Here is a 14,384-nt window from a genome sequence, read left to right as displayed (position 1 = left end):
ACACCAGCACAACATAAGACCAGAGGCCTGAAGGGCCGATCGCACTTCAATCAACATGAAAACTTTTTCCATCACCGGTCGGTCTTTCAGACCTCGGGGGTTGTATATGGTTCCTAGACCCGGGACTTCATCCCGGGCTGGTACGGATCAGCCCTTTAGGCCTGGTCCTCCATTCCAAACAACCCGGAAACACAGAAAGCACATCCGCTCAAAAAAATTCTGAAGTCTGGGAAAGCCTGTTCAATCCAAGCCCTATCATTCATTGATGATCAGATTCCAATTTTTAACCCCATAAGCCTATGGAAACGGTACAATAAGCCCTGAAAGGCTGTCCCGTGACAACCCAGACTGAAGCCTGCGGAAGTCTGGGGTAATAAGACAACACGAAATCAGAGGCCTGTAGGGCCGATCATAAAAAAAAGGACGCTTGCTTTTAGCGTCCTCCTTTTTTTATAAAGTCAAATTGTTCAATGGTCCTGCCATCAAATCTTCTCAAACACCCTCCTAAAGCTACAAGCTTCAGTCATACGGGCATGTAGGTCAGCGATAGCTACCCTTTCCTGTTCGGTTGTATCCCTATGTCTGATAGTGACAGTATTGTCCTCCAAAGTCTGATGGTCCACCGCGATACAGAAAGGCGTACCGATCAAGTCCTGACGGGTATAACGCTTGCCAATAGAAGCCGCTTCCTCATAAATGATATTGAAATCGTATTTCAGATTTTCGACAATCTCCTGGGCTTTTTCCGGCAATCCATCCTTCTTGGTCAAAGGCAAAATGGCTGCTTTCACAGGAGCCAAAGCCGGGTGGAGCTTCAGGTAAGTCCTTTCCTTGCCTTCTACTTCCTCCTCCACATAGGCATTGCACAAGGTCATCAGGAAAAGCCTGTCCGCCCCAATGGAAGTCTCGATCACATAAGGGATATAATTCTGATTGACCTCAGGATCGAAATACTGCTGCTTCTTTTTGGAATACTCCTGATGGCTCTTCAGGTCAAAGTCTGTCCTCGAGTGGATGCCTTCCACTTCCTTAAAGCCGAATGGGAATTCGTACTCAATATCCATGGCGGCATTGGCATAGTGGGCCAGTTTCTCATGGTCATGTCTTCTCAATTTCTCCTCAGGAATACCCAATGCCCTGTGCCATTTCATACGGGTGGATGCCCATTCTTTGTACCATTCCAACTCAGTGCCAGGCCTGACAAAGAATTGCATCTCCATCTGCTCAAACTCCCGCATACGGAAGATAAACTGTCTGGCTACAATTTCATTCCTAAAAGCCTTACCGATCTGAGCAATACCAAAAGGCACCTTCATCCTGGCCGTCTTCTGCACATTGAGGAAGTTGACAAAAATACCCTGTGCCGTTTCAGGCCTCAGGTAAATGGTTGAAGCATCTTCAGCTACGGAACCCACTTGCGTGGAAAACATGAGGTTAAACTGACGCACTTCCGTCCAATTGGCCGAACCACTGATAGGACATACAATGCCCTCATTGATGATCAATTCCCTTACCCCAATAAAGTTTTCTGCCTCGAGCAAACGGGCCATGGCGTTCAAAAGATTTTGAGCCCTTTCCTTGTCCCCAGCTTTCTCGTATTGGGCAGCCTTTTCCTCAATCAGCACATCTGCACGATACCGCTTCTTGCTGTCCTTATTGTCAATCATGGGATCATTGAAGCTGTCCACGTGACCGGAAGCCTTCCAGGTAGTGGGATGCATAAAAATAGCCGCATCAATCCCCACGATATTGTCATTGAGGCGCGTCATGGTTTCCCACCAAAGCCGCTTCAGGTTGTTTTTCAATTCCACCCCATAAGCCCCGTAATCATAGACGGCCTGTAGGCCATCATAGATTTCCGAAGAGGGATACACAAAACCATATTCCTTGGCATGTGCGATGATATCTTTCAGTTGCGCGTTCTCCGCAGTTTGTTCATTTTTTGCCATAAGGCGCAAAATTAATTAAAATGCCTGAATAGCAAGGTTTGAAAGGGATTAATTCCATCGTTTAATGGATTGGTTGTTGGTTTTTGATCTTTAGCCCAACTGCTTCTGAAAGTCTTCCAATATTTCCCTGATTTCCACTATGCTTTCCCATTCCCGCTCCCTGTCGCCATGTTCAATGCCCACATGCCCATGGTAGCCGTGGAAAAGTACCAAACGCAACATCCTTTCATAGTCCAAAGGAGACTGATTGCCCGCATCGTCATACACATAGGGTTTCAAACTCACCCCTTTGGCCAAGGGCATCAGTTCATCCACCCCGCGATAAGAATCATAGGAAATGACATTCCCATCTCTTGACTGAATGACAAAGTTGCCAAAATCAGGCAAACTTCCGGCCCTGGGATGGTCTACCATTTTAAGCATATCGGACAACCACTTTCCATCACTCGAGTAGCCCCCGTGGTTTTCTATCAGAACATCAATGCCATAATTATCAGCAAATTCACACAAGGGACGCATGCCGTCCGCACAGAGTTTCATGGCTTCTGCAGCCACTTGGGGATCAGCAGACCAGGGTATTTCTGTATAGGCATTGATACGAATGGAATGACAACCTAAGAATTGGGCTGCTTCAACCCATTTTTTATGGTTTTCCACCGTCTGAAGCCGGTCCGACTCGGACTTAGCCCCAAGCATCCCCTCCCTGTCACACATGATGAGCACCTGTTCTATGCCCTCATTTTGACAGCGGGTGTTCATCTCACCGAGATAGGCCTTGTCCTGGGCCTTATCCATGAAAAATTGATTGACGTATTCTACGGCAAGGATGCCATGCTTTTTGCTTTCCAATGGAAAATCCAGATGATCCAGTTTCCCTGAAAAAATCAACCTGTTAACTGACCACTCTGCGAGGGAAATTTTGAAGGGAGGATTGGCAGCTCCCCTTGCCAATAGGTCAAAGGGATTGGACAGTAAACCAAAAGCCATAGATGCCAAACTGGCTTTTTTTAGGAAATCCCTTCTTTGGGAGGAGGCTGGATTTTTCATTTTTCTAGCAATAGGTTAAATGGGTATAAAAGATGTAAGCAAGAAATTTACCCATAGCTATATTGGATTGCAAAAAATGATCTGTTGAATTTTTACTATTTTAGAAGAAAATCAAATAAAACAATTTTGACCTTCCTCAAAAAAGCCAGTCTTCGATTTTTATATGCTGTCAAAACCCAATTTTCCAAAGCCAAGTTAGCCTTTGGGCTGAAAAGCGGTCTGGTGAAATCTGTAATGATCTTACCTTACAAGGGTTTTGGCAATCAGCATGAAATTTATTTTTTAGGAAGGGTGCTTCGGGACAGGGGTATTGCTGCTTCCCATTTGGAGGATGGGAAATGGAAGAATTTTTCCAAAATGTACAAGCGCTTTATGTCCTGGGAGATTCCCAATGTACGGGTCAAAGCGGAATTCCAAGGTTTTAGGCAAATCGCCACCACCGATGAAGAGGGTTACTTTGAGATTCAACTGCAATCGCAAAGCCCGTTTCATCTGGATTCCACTTGGCAGGAAGTCAAACTGGAATTACTGGATCAGGTAGTCAAAAATCAGGGGACTGTAAGGACCAATAACAAGGTATTCATCCCTTTGGACCCAATGGGCTTTGGCGTAATTTCTGATATAGATGACACCATTGTACCCACCGGGGCCACCCGCTTATGGACCATGCTGAAAACCACTTTTTTGGGAAATGCCCATACCCGGTTGCCATTCCCCGGGGTGGCGGAATTTTACCAGGCATTGGCTAAAGGTAAGGGGAAAAAGGATGCCCATCCCTTTTTCTATGTTTCCAGTTCGCCCTGGAACCTGTATGACTTTCTAATGGAATTTTTGGAAGTACACGGCATTCCCAAGGGTCCTTTGATGCTTCGGGATCTTGGCCTGTCCAGAGAGCAGTTTATCGCAGGCAGTCACTGGGAGCATAAACTGAAACAGGTCGAAAAAATCTTTGAAATCGAAAAACACCTTCAGTTTGTCCTGGTCGGTGACTCTGGGCAACATGACCCTGAAATCTACCTGCAGGTGGTCAAAGATTTTCCCGGCAGGGTGAAGATGATTTATATCCGAGATATTAAAGTTTCCCGCCACCCGGACTTGTTAGCCATAGCCACCGAATTACACAGCTTGGATGTACCCCTGCTGCTAATCAAAGATACTGGAGAGGCAGCCGCCCATGCGGCTTCACAGGGATGGATTCCTGAAGTGGCTATTGAACCTATTCAAGCAGCCGCAGAAGTGTCCTGAATGCGGTTTTTCAAACCAAATAAGGGTCTGATCCAAGTACACCTCCTGATCACTGCTTCATAGATCAACCATGAAATGCCAAAGGTGCCAACTACCATGATGAGGAATTTTGGCCAAAACCCCCAATCCAAATCCATCAAATAAAAACCGATGGCGATGGTGATGGTCTGATGAAGAATATAAAATGGATAAACCGCCTCATTGGCATAGGTCAAAGTACGGCTGGATTGGTTCAAATAAGCAGATGCATAGCCAAAGAGGACCATAATCCAAGCCCAAAGGTTGACCACTTTAAATAAGGCCTCTATAAAATGGACCAGCGTGGAATCCTCCCAAAACATTCTTAAACCTATCATTAAACTAAACCCTGCAATACCCAAATACAGGTATTTCCTTCGATTTGCGGCTAAAGTTCTCCAAAAAATATCCCCCACCGAGATCAGCAGGAAGCCATAAAAGAAAAGCGTGAGGTAATTGACCACATTAAACCAATCCCCCCATAAAGCATGGGTAGAAGGAAAAAAGGGCTCCAGCAATGACTCCCAGAGATACAAGGGCACTATTAACCAAAACAAACCCATGGGCCTAGCCGCCAAGCGACTTACGCGCTTGATCAAGCTTGTTTGGGGGTTATTCCTTAGGTATAGAAAACTGGGTATAAGCAGTAAGGAAAAAACCAAGAGGTAGGGCAAAAACCACAGGTGATGCCAAGAGAAATTGCCTTCCGGATAAATACCGATAAATGCTCGGGCAGGCCAAAAGTCAAAATAAGCACCTTCGAACTGTCCTTTGTCCAATCTTTCAAAATACACCTGAGGCGGAACAATAAAAAGAATCCCGACCAGCAAGGGCAGAAACAGGCGCTTGATCCTTTCCATAGCGAATTGGCCCCCGCTCCTTTTGGATAAAGCATAGTAAGTTCCCATACCGGAAATAACGAAAAGAATGGGGAGGCGCCATTGGTTGACAAACAACATGGGCCATTTAATCCCTTCATAAATCACATTGTTTTTGATATGGAAACCCCAAGGGACAAAAAACATCCCCACATGGTAAAGTATCAACAAGGCAAATACGATAACCCGGAGCCAATCTAAATCATGTCTTCTCATCACTGATCTGGTTTTTTCCAAATGTAAATTGATTTGAGCTTCAAAATTGCCAGCTGTGACGGGCATCAAGAAAATGGGATGAAATACACGCTTTTCAATCCAGATACTGCCGTTCAAACTTTGGAATCATCCCTCTCGAAACAGGGACTTCCTCAATGGCATCTTTTATTTGAAGCAAATATCCCTGGGCATTGCCTTTTACATGGACTACTTTTTGAAGATTTACCAAGTAAGAGCGGTGTGTTTTGAAAAAATTCGGGAAAGGTTCCAATTGCTGTTCCAGCTCCTTCAAGGTCATTCTTTTGATCAACCTTGCAGTTGTTCCTCCATTTTCCAAAAAAATCTCCAGGTAGTTCCCATCTGCTTTGGCATATAGAAAATGATTGACATCCAATTCAAAGTCATCACTTTTTTGCTGTGTGATGACGGAGATTACAGTAGTTTTTTCGAAAGTCTGCCCCAGCAAAGATTGGGCATTGATAGATTGAGCGGTCATTAGGTGCGCCTTCAGTAACTTCAGGTAATTGAGCGGCACGAGAATGATGACAAACAAAATACCTACCAAAAAAGTATTGCGTAATTCCTCCAATAAATATCCCAAAGACCAATTATCAGGATTGTCGTAAATCAAATCTCTAACCAAAAACTGACAAACCCCTATCATAAATAGCATAAAACCTATCAAAACCATCTCCTTCACTACGGTCCATCTGTCTTCATCCACCATGTTGTTATTAATGAACAGGATTATCAAAACCACCATAAAGGCATTGAAGGAATGGATCATTGAAATCCAGAAATACGCCACTTTATGTTCTGGCCTGTATACCACAAAAGGTTCAAAAAGGTAATTGAACAACAGGCTCATGATGAAAATGATGCCAGCAACAATAACAAAATTGAGACCTTTGTAATAGTAAGGGTAGGGTTGTTTGAGTATTTCGATTCCTTTAGCCATTACATACAATTTTTTCTGATGTACAACTGTTACCAATTTTGGATAATTGATCGCTGACCTGAAAATATTTTTTAAATTACCAAGATGATACCTATAAACCTATTACCAAAGATAGAAGGAATCGTTGTTCCTACTGTCACTCCCCTTTTAGAAAATGGGCAGCTGGATGTCAAAGGGGCTGAAACCCTGATCCGGCATCTGCTGCGGGGAGGCGTGCATAGCCTATTCATTTTGGGCAGTACCGGGGAAACACCCAGCTTGAGTGTATCATTGCGGAAGGATTTGATCAAAGCGGTCTGTCGGTCTACCAACCAGGAAAAACCTCTATTGGTGGGCATCAGTGATACGTGCTTGGATGTCAGCTTGGAGTTGGCCCAGGTTGCCCAAACCGAAGGAGCTGCTGCCGTAGTCGCCTTGACACCATTCTTCTTCCACTTGGACCAGGAAGATCTGTACCAATACTACATGCATCTTGCGGATCAATGCGCCCTTCCTCTGATCCTTTATAACTTCCCTCACATGACCAAATGCCATTTGGAGGTTGATACGGTGCGGGCCCTTTCTAAACATCCCCGCATCATCGGCATCAAAGACAGTTCGGGCAATGGGGTGTATTTGGAAAAGCTTTTGGAAATCAAAGCAGAAAAACCGGATTTTTATATCCTGACGGGACCTGAAGAAATGCTGGCCCAAACGGTATTGGCCGGTGCAGATGGGGGAGTCAGCGGTGGAGCCAACCTTTTCCCGCAACTTTATGTGCGGCTTTTTGAAGCAGCCAAGGCAAAAGACTGGAAAACCATGCAGCAAATACAGCCAATTGTTCTGGAAATTTCCAAAAGGATCTATGGAAAAGGAGGCAAAAGTTACAGCTATTTTCAAGGCCTTAAGGTCGCTATGGAAAAGCTTGGAATCTGTGGCTCACATTTGGCTTCACCCCTTTTAAGGATCCAACCAGCGCTGGAAACCGATATTCAATCTGCCATTCTAGAAATCAAGGAAAAAGTCAACCAACTTTAAATCCATGTCCCTGCCCTCCATTGACCTATTGGTATTTACTTTTTATTTGTTGGGCATTATTGCTTTTGGGGCTTCCTTCTATTTCAGGAAAAGAAATAGCCTGGACTATACCACTGGAAGTGGCAAGTTACCCGCTTGGGCACTTGGCATGTCCATTTTTGCCACTTATCTCAGCAGCATCAGCTTCCTTGCTTTACCGGGGAATGCCTATTCCGGCAATTGGAACGCATTTGTTTTCAGTCTTTCAATCCCCATAGCGGCTGTTTTTGCGGTTTTTGTATTTGTCCCTCTGTATAGAAAGCTGCAAAGTCCTTCAGCCTATGCCTATTTTGAAGCCCGTTTTGGCTTATGGGCGAGAATTTACGCCTCCATTTGCTACCTCCTGACCCAGATGGCCCGGATGGGCGCCATCTTATACCTCTTGGCCTTGCCCATGCACTTGATGCTAGGCTGGAGCATCACCCACATCATCTGGATAACGGGCCTGGGGGTTTTGTTGTATGCTACCTTAGGAGGTTTGGAGGCAGTGGTATGGACAGATGCCATTCAAGGTATTCTCCTGATCCTTGGGGCTTTGGCCTGTTTGGTTTTTATCCTCCTTGAATTACCCGGAGGTTTGGGACAATTTTGGAGCGAGGGAATGACACTGGAAAAATTCTCCTTAGGCTCCTTCCAATGGTCTTGGACAGAAAGTACGTTTTGGCTGGTTTTGATATATGGACTTTTTATCAACCTGCAAAACTTTGGGGTGGACCAAAGCTACATCCAACGCTACCTTGGTGCCAAAGACATTCCATCGGCACAAAGATCCACGGCCTTGGGAAGCTTACTTTACATTCCCGTTTCCCTACTCTTTTTTATGATCGGGACTGCATTATTTGTCTATTACCAGCATTTTCCCGACAGGATCCCCCAGGATTTGGCCACAGAGGGGGACAAGGTTTTTCCCTATTTTATCATCCATGCCCTTCCCGATGGCATCACTGGCTTATTGATCGCCGGAATCTTTGCCGCCGGGATGAGTACCTTATCCACTTCCATCAACAGTTCTGCCACAGTGATTCTGGAAGACCACGTTAAAAAATACCTTCGCCCGGGACTCACCGAAAAAGAAAGTATGAGTGTGCTTTATTGGAGCTCCGGCAGTATGGGCTTTTTGAGTATTTTGGTAGCCGTTGGTTTCAGAGGCGTAGAAAGTGCTTTGGATGCTTGGTGGGCATTGGCTTCGATTTTCAGCGGCGGACTCTTGGGCTTGTTGTTTTTGGGTTTAATTTCCCCTAAGCTTTCAAAAATTCCAGCTATCCTGGGTGTGATTTCAGGATTGATGGTGATTGCTTGGGTCAGTTTGGCCGAGTTTTTCCCACAGCTTGCTCTTCCCCTTATCCATAAAAATTGGGCCATTGTCCTGGGAACAATGGCCATTATAATTACCGGTTTCTTAGCAGGTATATTGATGAGTACAAAAAGTACTCGCTATCTTTCTGACTGAAAAGGAAGTGGACTTTCCGGGTAGGTATCAATAATCTTTCCCTCATCATCCACCGAAATCAGGCTAAACTGTGGCCCATCCAGGGTCAACAAGGTAAAGGCCCTCACAGATTGTGCTTTCTTGAGGTACCAGGTACTGTCAACCTCATGAATTTCCCTTTCTGCCACTCCCCAAGAACCATCTCCCACATAAATGATCCCTGTTTGATCGACTTCCAAGTTGCGGATGGGATAGGTTCTCTTGTACGCATGGTCATGGTTTTCAAAAGCAATGCGCACCCCATTTTCTTCAAAAAGCGGCACCCAGTGCTCTCTAACCAAGGTTTGGGTGTAATCCTCGTATTTCCTTACGGATGGAAATCCCGGCACGTGGTAAATGGGAATCCTGTGCAGCACATGTTCTCTATCCTTGAGCGTCTGGGCCAACCATTGGGTTTGCACCCCTAGGATAGGATTGGAATGCTCGGTATCCAAAATGATCAAACTCAGGTATGTCCCAAAGTCCAAGGTATTGTAACCCGGTTGGCCTGGGAAAGCGAAGAGTCTGTAAAAATACGGCGCAATCCGCTCTCTGAAGGAATTGGTCTGTTCATACCCAGGGTTTCTGCTGTGATAGCCCCCTACCACCTCATGGTTCCCTATGGCCACCACACAAGGGAGAATGCGTTTATCCGCAGTTATCAAAGTGTTGGAATAAGCTTCAAACCAATCATAAATGCGGTCAATGTTTTCAGGAAGCCCATTTTCATAAGCCATATCTCCCCCGATGATGATGAAATCCGGCTCGAAGAAACTCACCATCCTATTGGTCTTTTCAAACCACTCCCTCTGATGCATGGAATCTCCTCCAATGGCTATTTTAAGGGATTTTTCATTTAGGTTAGAAGGCATGGTCCTGAAATAGTAGACCTCTTCTGAACCTGGAAAAATGATTTCATAGGCCGTATCGGGACGTAAGCCCAACAGAGCCACCCGATGCACTTTGCGTTCGGAGAAAGGATAGGGCAGCACGTCACTTTCCATGGTCTGCCATGAAGAGGTGCCTTTTCTGCGGATTTGAAGGGTTTGTGGCTCCAGGCCATCAGCATGCCAATCCACTACCATAGAAGTAGTGGGATCCTGATTCCAGGTCAGGTAAAAGGCATAAGGTGCTTTCTGTGCTTGGGCAAAAGATGCCGAAAAAAGGAGAAAGAGTATAAAGGTGATTTTTTGTAGCTGTGACATTGATGATGGCGCTTTGGTACAATTAACTATAAAACTACTTTTTATTGCTTTTACATTAAATTTTTTTCTGAAAGTTTTTTCAAAGATTCACTTTTTGAAACGACAGGAATGGATGAAACTCCAAAATAATTTAAGTTCATTGTTTAACACCTTATGGATTCTGAATGTATCTTTTTATTTTACACGGTAGTAAAAATGTCAAAAACCCTTAAAAACCGGGCGTTTTTGCCCTTTTTTGCTTATATTTATACTTAAACTTTTATTTTGAAATTTTAATTCATTGCTCATAAAACATCAATCATGGCAAAAACCATCATTGTTTCCAACAGACTTCCAATTTCCTTAAGACACAGAAATGGCCGATTCGAATTTAAACCTTCAGCAGGCGGACTGGCTACAGGACTTGGATCAATTTATAAATCCGGTGAGAATATATGGATAGGCTGGCCAGGAAATACCGTTGAAGACCCAGAGCAGCGGGCAGAGATCATTTTAGAACTGCATGAATTGAAAATGGCTCCAGTTTTTCTTACGAAAAAAGATGTAGAAGAATTCTATGAAGGGTTTAGCAATGAAACTTTATGGCCGGCCTTTCATTATTTTACCCAATATATGGTTTATAACCCTGAGCATTGGGAAGCGTATAAGCGGGTAAACCAAATGTTCTGTGAAGCAATTCTGAAAAAGGCAGACCCTGAAGATACCATTTGGGTGCATGACTACCAGCTTTTGCTTTTACCAAAATTACTTAGAGACGCTTTACCCAATGCTACCATAGCTTTTTTCCAACATATTCCTTTTCCTTCCTATGAAATCATTCGCATGATCCCATGGAGAAAAGAATTACTTGAGGGGATCTGTGGCTCCGATTTGATCGGATTTCACACTTATGATGACATGCGTCACTTCCTGAGTGCAGTAGGAAGGATAACAGGATTATCCTCCGAAAGTGGCTACATCCAAGCAGAAAACAGAATTATCAATGTCGATTCCTTCCCTATGGGCATTGATTATGGGAAATTTGAAAAGCAGGCAAAAAGTAGAAAAACCCAAAATATTGTTAAGAATTTCAGAAACCAGGTTGGAGATTCAAAGCTGATTCTAACCATAGACAGGTTAGATTACTCCAAAGGAATTCCACAGAGGATTCATGTTTTTCATGAACTCTTAAAAAAACATAAAGACCTTCATGGAAAAATTTCCATGATTATGATTGTGGTTCCGAGCAGGGATAAAGTACAGTCGTATAAGGAATTAAAAGAAGAAATTGATTTACTGGTAGGTAGAGTGAATGCCGAATATTCCACCCTCAACTGGGTTCCTATCCATTATTTTTACAGGGGCTTTCCTTTTGAAGAGTTAAGTGCTTTCTACAGCATGTCAGACATAGCCTTGGTCACTCCACTTAGGGACGGAATGAATCTCGTCTGTAAGGAGTTTGTCGCAAGTAAAACTGATCGGTCCGGTGTTTTGATCCTGTCTGAAATGGCAGGTGCATCCAAAGAACTTCAGGATGCAGTTTTGGTAAACCCTAATGACAAACAGGGTGTAATAGATGCCATTTACCAGGCCTTAACCATGAAGCCTCAGGAGCAGAAAGCAAGGATTGTATCTATGCAGTACAACCTTAAGAAATATGATATTTTTCAATGGGTCAAGGTATTTACTGACCGCTTAGCGCATGTCAAAAAGAAACAGGCAGAGCTGGTTTCAAAAGAAATTGACAATAAGGTAGTTCGCGAGATGGAGCAAAAATTCCAATCTGCCAAAAATCCGGTGCTTTTCTTGGATTATGATGGCACCCTTACTGGTTTTAAGGCCAATCCCGAAGATGCCATGCCGGATGCAGAATTAAAATCAATCATTAAAGGATTGAGCAGCAAGGCACAGGTCGTCATTATTTCAGGAAGAGATAAGGATACCTTGGGGAGATGGTTTAAGGGGCAAGCCATTGATATGATAGCCGAGCATGGTGTCTGGGTCAAGCGCAAAGCGTCCAAAGAAGGTTGGCAGTTATATGCTGAGGTAGATGACAGCTGGAAAAATGATATCCGGGAAATCATGGAATATTATGTGCTGAGAACACCTGGAGCATTTATAGAGGAAAAGCACCACTCTCTTGTCTGGCACTATAGAAAAGTAGAAAGTGGTTTAGGGGATCTAAGGATGCGCGAACTGTTCTCTCACCTCAAATACATGGCCCGAGGGCATAATCTGCAGGTCTTGGAAGGAAATATGGTTTTGGAAATCAAAAGGCCTGACATCAACAAGGGCCGTGCTGCTGTGGCCATGATGAAAGGTAATGACTATGACTTTGTATTGGCGATCGGAGACGATTGGACTGATGAGGATACCTTTAAGGCTATGCCAAAAAGTGCTTATTCCATCAGGGTAGGATATGCATTTACCCAGGCCAACTACAATATAAAATCCTTTCGGGAAGTTCGGGAGTTATTGAAAAGGCTTATGGGATAATAAAAATGCCATCAGAAAGGAAAAATCTGATGGCAAATATTTTTATCATAAGAAATTGGGACGATCCAGCTTTTTGCCAATTCTAAACGCTGCATTCATCAATCCAACGTGAGAATAGGCCTGTGGAAAATTCCCCCACTGACTGCCTGTAACCTGGTCCACGTCTTCTGAAAAAAGATCGAGATGATTGCAGTACTTGACCAAGGTTTCAAACCCTTCAATCGCCTCGTCCAGCCTATTGACACAAGCCAAAGCCTCAATATACCAAAAAGCACAAATCAAAAATGTAGTTTCCGGAACGCCAAAATCATCCATGTGCTTGTATCGGAAAAATAAAAATTCTTTTGACAACAGTTCCTTTTCCAGTTCTTTAAGGTGATTATTGGCACGTTCTATATCATCACCAAAGTACCCCATCGTGATCAGCTGCAAAGTGGAAGCGTCCATATGATTTACCCCTATGGCTTGGGCATATGCTTTCCTATCGGGAAGGTAGCATGCTTCTATTTTTTTCACAGCTTCATCTTTAAGAAACATGGCCTTTTCATACATTTTATCATTTTTTAGTCGTTTCCCAATTTTTGCAGCTGCCAGCGCACCTGCCCAATGAAAAAGAAATGTATAGCAATGTTCTTGTGCCAGCTTCCTGAATTCCCATAATCCCGCATCTTTTTCGTGCATGGTTTGTTCAATCTTATCCAAAAGATTCATAATCATGGGTTCTGAATAACTTCGCTCTTTTGATGTAAAACGCTGATCTGAATATAAGGGCAAAAGAGAAACCAATACCTGACCATACAAATCGTTCTGAACATGGGTGTAGGCTTGATTTCCAAATCGGACAGGCTTATTGCCCAAATATCCATCTAAAGGCAATATTTCTTCGGTCAGCAAGCCTTCACCAGTGATTGAATATAAGGGCTGATACCTGCCATCTGCACCAGTAGGTAGATTTTGGATGAATTCAAAATATTTCTCCAATTCTTCAAAGTGCCCTAGGCTGTTAAAGGATGTGAGTGTATAATAGCTATCCCTTATCCAACAATAACGGTAGTCCCAGTTTCTAGTAGAGCCCGGTGACTCTGGAAGGGAGGTGGTGGAAGCGGCTATAATAGCACCAGTATCTTCATACTGGTGAATCTTTAAAATCAATGCAGACCGAAGAACCAAACGCTGATGAAATGATGAAATACTTGTAGATTTTGCCCAGGATTGCCAATAGTCCGTGGTGGCTTGGAGAAACCTATCACACGTTGACTCTATTGGAGCCTCTAAAGGCCTACCATAAGTAAAAACTAGGTAAATGGGCCTTTGAAGTACAAAATACTTCTCCTCCACCACATAGCTTAATGCTGCATTCGTCGACAATCTGATTTCCTGTTCCTCTCCCATATACCGGATATGGTTACTTCCTAGGCTGGGAACAAGGGCTTTTTTACCCCTTTCTCTTACGGGTTTGCAAGATATATTGATTCTAGGAGCACCTTCCAAAGGTTCAATTATCCTGACTAGCATCAGGGGTTTGAAGTAACGATCATAATTCTTAAAACGGGGGGCAAAATCAGTGACTTTATAACTGTAGTCTTCAGTACTGATGAATGTTTCAAGAATATTGGTATTTTCTACATATGACTGGGTAGATTCAAAGTCTGATGATTCCGGAAGAATGGTGAATTCCCCACCTTTCTCCTGATCTAGCATACCTCCAAAAATGAAATCAGAATCAAAACGTGGCAAGCAGAGCCAGGAGATGTTTGTGTTTTTTTGAACGTGAGCAATGTAAGAACAATTTCCAATTAGCCCAGAGTCATAAATATGTTTTTTCATTAAAATACAGTTTTAGGTTTGAGAAAAAGTGGCTACAGGGTT

General features: G+C 43.6%; 10 protein-coding genes. 4 read left to right on the top strand and 6 right to left on the bottom strand.

The window, feature by feature from the left end; translation table 11 throughout:
• Positions 1 to 482: 482 nt before the first annotated feature.
• Both B879_RS17835 and B879_RS17830 read right to left on the bottom strand, forming a co-directional pair.
• On the bottom strand, positions 483 to 1,949 hold the full coding sequence (locus B879_RS17835; protein WP_009186615.1) for a glycine--tRNA ligase: 1,467 nt from the start codon (positions 1,947 to 1,949) through the stop codon (positions 483 to 485).
• 90 nt (positions 1,950 to 2,039) lie between these two features.
• Positions 2,040 to 2,996: a sugar phosphate isomerase/epimerase family protein gene (locus tag B879_RS17830; protein WP_009186614.1), complete on the bottom strand. Its 957-nt coding sequence runs from the start codon at positions 2,994 to 2,996 to the stop codon at positions 2,040 to 2,042.
• A gap of 126 nt (positions 2,997 to 3,122) precedes the next feature.
• Between B879_RS17830 and B879_RS17825 the strand changes: the two genes are divergently transcribed.
• On the top strand, positions 3,123 to 4,241 hold the full coding sequence (locus tag B879_RS17825; RefSeq protein ID WP_009186613.1) for an App1 family protein phosphatidate phosphatase: 1,119 nt from the start codon (positions 3,123 to 3,125) through the stop codon (positions 4,239 to 4,241).
• Here B879_RS17825 and B879_RS17820 read toward each other — a convergent pair.
• Together B879_RS17820 and B879_RS17815 are read right to left on the bottom strand one after the other, a co-directional pair.
• Positions 4,217 to 5,470, bottom strand: coding sequence for an acyltransferase family protein (locus B879_RS17820; protein WP_238542165.1), 1,254 nt, complete (start codon positions 5,468 to 5,470; stop codon positions 4,217 to 4,219). The genes B879_RS17825 and B879_RS17820 overlap by 25 nt on opposite strands.
• Entirely contained in the window at positions 5,448 to 6,311 is an 864-nt protein-coding gene (locus B879_RS17815; protein WP_009186611.1) for a LytTR family DNA-binding domain-containing protein, read from the bottom strand. Before B879_RS17815 ends, B879_RS17820 begins: the two co-directional genes overlap by 23 nt.
• 84 nt (positions 6,312 to 6,395) lie before the next feature.
• Here B879_RS17815 and B879_RS17810 point away from each other — a divergent pair, with 84 nt between their 5' ends.
• Both B879_RS17810 and B879_RS17805 read left to right on the top strand, forming a co-directional pair.
• Positions 6,396 to 7,328, top strand: coding sequence for a dihydrodipicolinate synthase family protein (locus tag B879_RS17810; RefSeq protein ID WP_009186610.1), 933 nt, complete (start codon positions 6,396 to 6,398; stop codon positions 7,326 to 7,328).
• A 4-nt stretch (positions 7,329 to 7,332) separates the two neighbouring features.
• Positions 7,333 to 8,817 carry a sodium:solute symporter family protein gene (locus B879_RS17805; RefSeq protein WP_009186609.1) on the top strand — a complete coding sequence of 495 codons (1,485 nt, stop codon included), beginning with the start codon at positions 7,333 to 7,335 and terminating at the stop codon, positions 8,815 to 8,817.
• On the opposite strand, the gene B879_RS17800 is transcribed toward B879_RS17805, so the two are convergent.
• Positions 8,802 to 10,040 carry a purple acid phosphatase family protein gene (locus B879_RS17800; RefSeq protein ID WP_009186608.1) on the bottom strand — a complete coding sequence of 413 codons (1,239 nt, stop codon included), beginning with the start codon at positions 10,038 to 10,040 and terminating at the stop codon, positions 8,802 to 8,804. The two genes, B879_RS17805 and B879_RS17800, sit on opposite strands and share 16 nt — an antisense overlap.
• Before the next feature lie 300 nt (positions 10,041 to 10,340).
• Between B879_RS17800 and B879_RS17795 the strand changes: the two genes are divergently transcribed.
• Positions 10,341 to 12,515 (top strand): bifunctional alpha,alpha-trehalose-phosphate synthase (UDP-forming)/trehalose-phosphatase, encoded by a 2,175-nt coding sequence (locus B879_RS17795; RefSeq protein WP_009186607.1) that lies wholly within the window; start codon positions 10,341 to 10,343, stop codon positions 12,513 to 12,515.
• Positions 12,516 to 12,560: 45 nt separating this feature from the next.
• On the opposite strand, the gene B879_RS17790 is transcribed toward B879_RS17795, so the two are convergent.
• Positions 12,561 to 14,342: a glycoside hydrolase family 15 protein gene (locus tag B879_RS17790; RefSeq protein ID WP_009186606.1), complete on the bottom strand. Its 1,782-nt coding sequence runs from the start codon at positions 14,340 to 14,342 to the stop codon at positions 12,561 to 12,563.
• Between the last annotated feature and the right edge of the window lie 42 nt (positions 14,343 to 14,384).

This window comes from Cecembia lonarensis LW9, assembly GCF_000298295.1.
GTDB lineage: Bacteria > Bacteroidota > Bacteroidia > Cytophagales > Cyclobacteriaceae > Cecembia > Cecembia lonarensis.
Note: the sequence above shows the minus strand (reverse complement) of the source record. Positions and strands in the feature narration are given on the sequence as shown.

Excerpts from the sequence above, each read along its gene's own strand:
- B879_RS17835 (WP_009186615.1), bottom strand. The coding sequence starts at position 1,949 with ATGGCAAAAAATGAACAAACTGCGGAGAACGCGCAACTGAAAGATATC.
- B879_RS17830 (WP_009186614.1), bottom strand. The coding sequence starts at position 2,996 with ATGAAAAATCCAGCCTCCTCCCAAAGAAGGGATTTCCTAAAAAAAGCC.
- B879_RS17815 (WP_009186611.1), bottom strand. The coding sequence starts at position 6,311 with ATGGCTAAAGGAATCGAAATACTCAAACAACCCTACCCTTACTATTAC.
- B879_RS17810 (WP_009186610.1), top strand. The coding sequence starts at position 6,396 with ATGATACCTATAAACCTATTACCAAAGATAGAAGGAATCGTTGTTCCT.
- B879_RS17805 (WP_009186609.1), top strand. The coding sequence starts at position 7,333 with ATGTCCCTGCCCTCCATTGACCTATTGGTATTTACTTTTTATTTGTTG.
- B879_RS17800 (WP_009186608.1), bottom strand. The coding sequence starts at position 10,040 with ATGTCACAGCTACAAAAAATCACCTTTATACTCTTTCTCCTTTTTTCG.
- B879_RS17795 (WP_009186607.1), top strand. The coding sequence starts at position 10,341 with ATGGCAAAAACCATCATTGTTTCCAACAGACTTCCAATTTCCTTAAGA.
- B879_RS17790 (WP_009186606.1), bottom strand. The coding sequence starts at position 14,342 with ATGAAAAAACATATTTATGACTCTGGGCTAATTGGAAATTGTTCTTAC.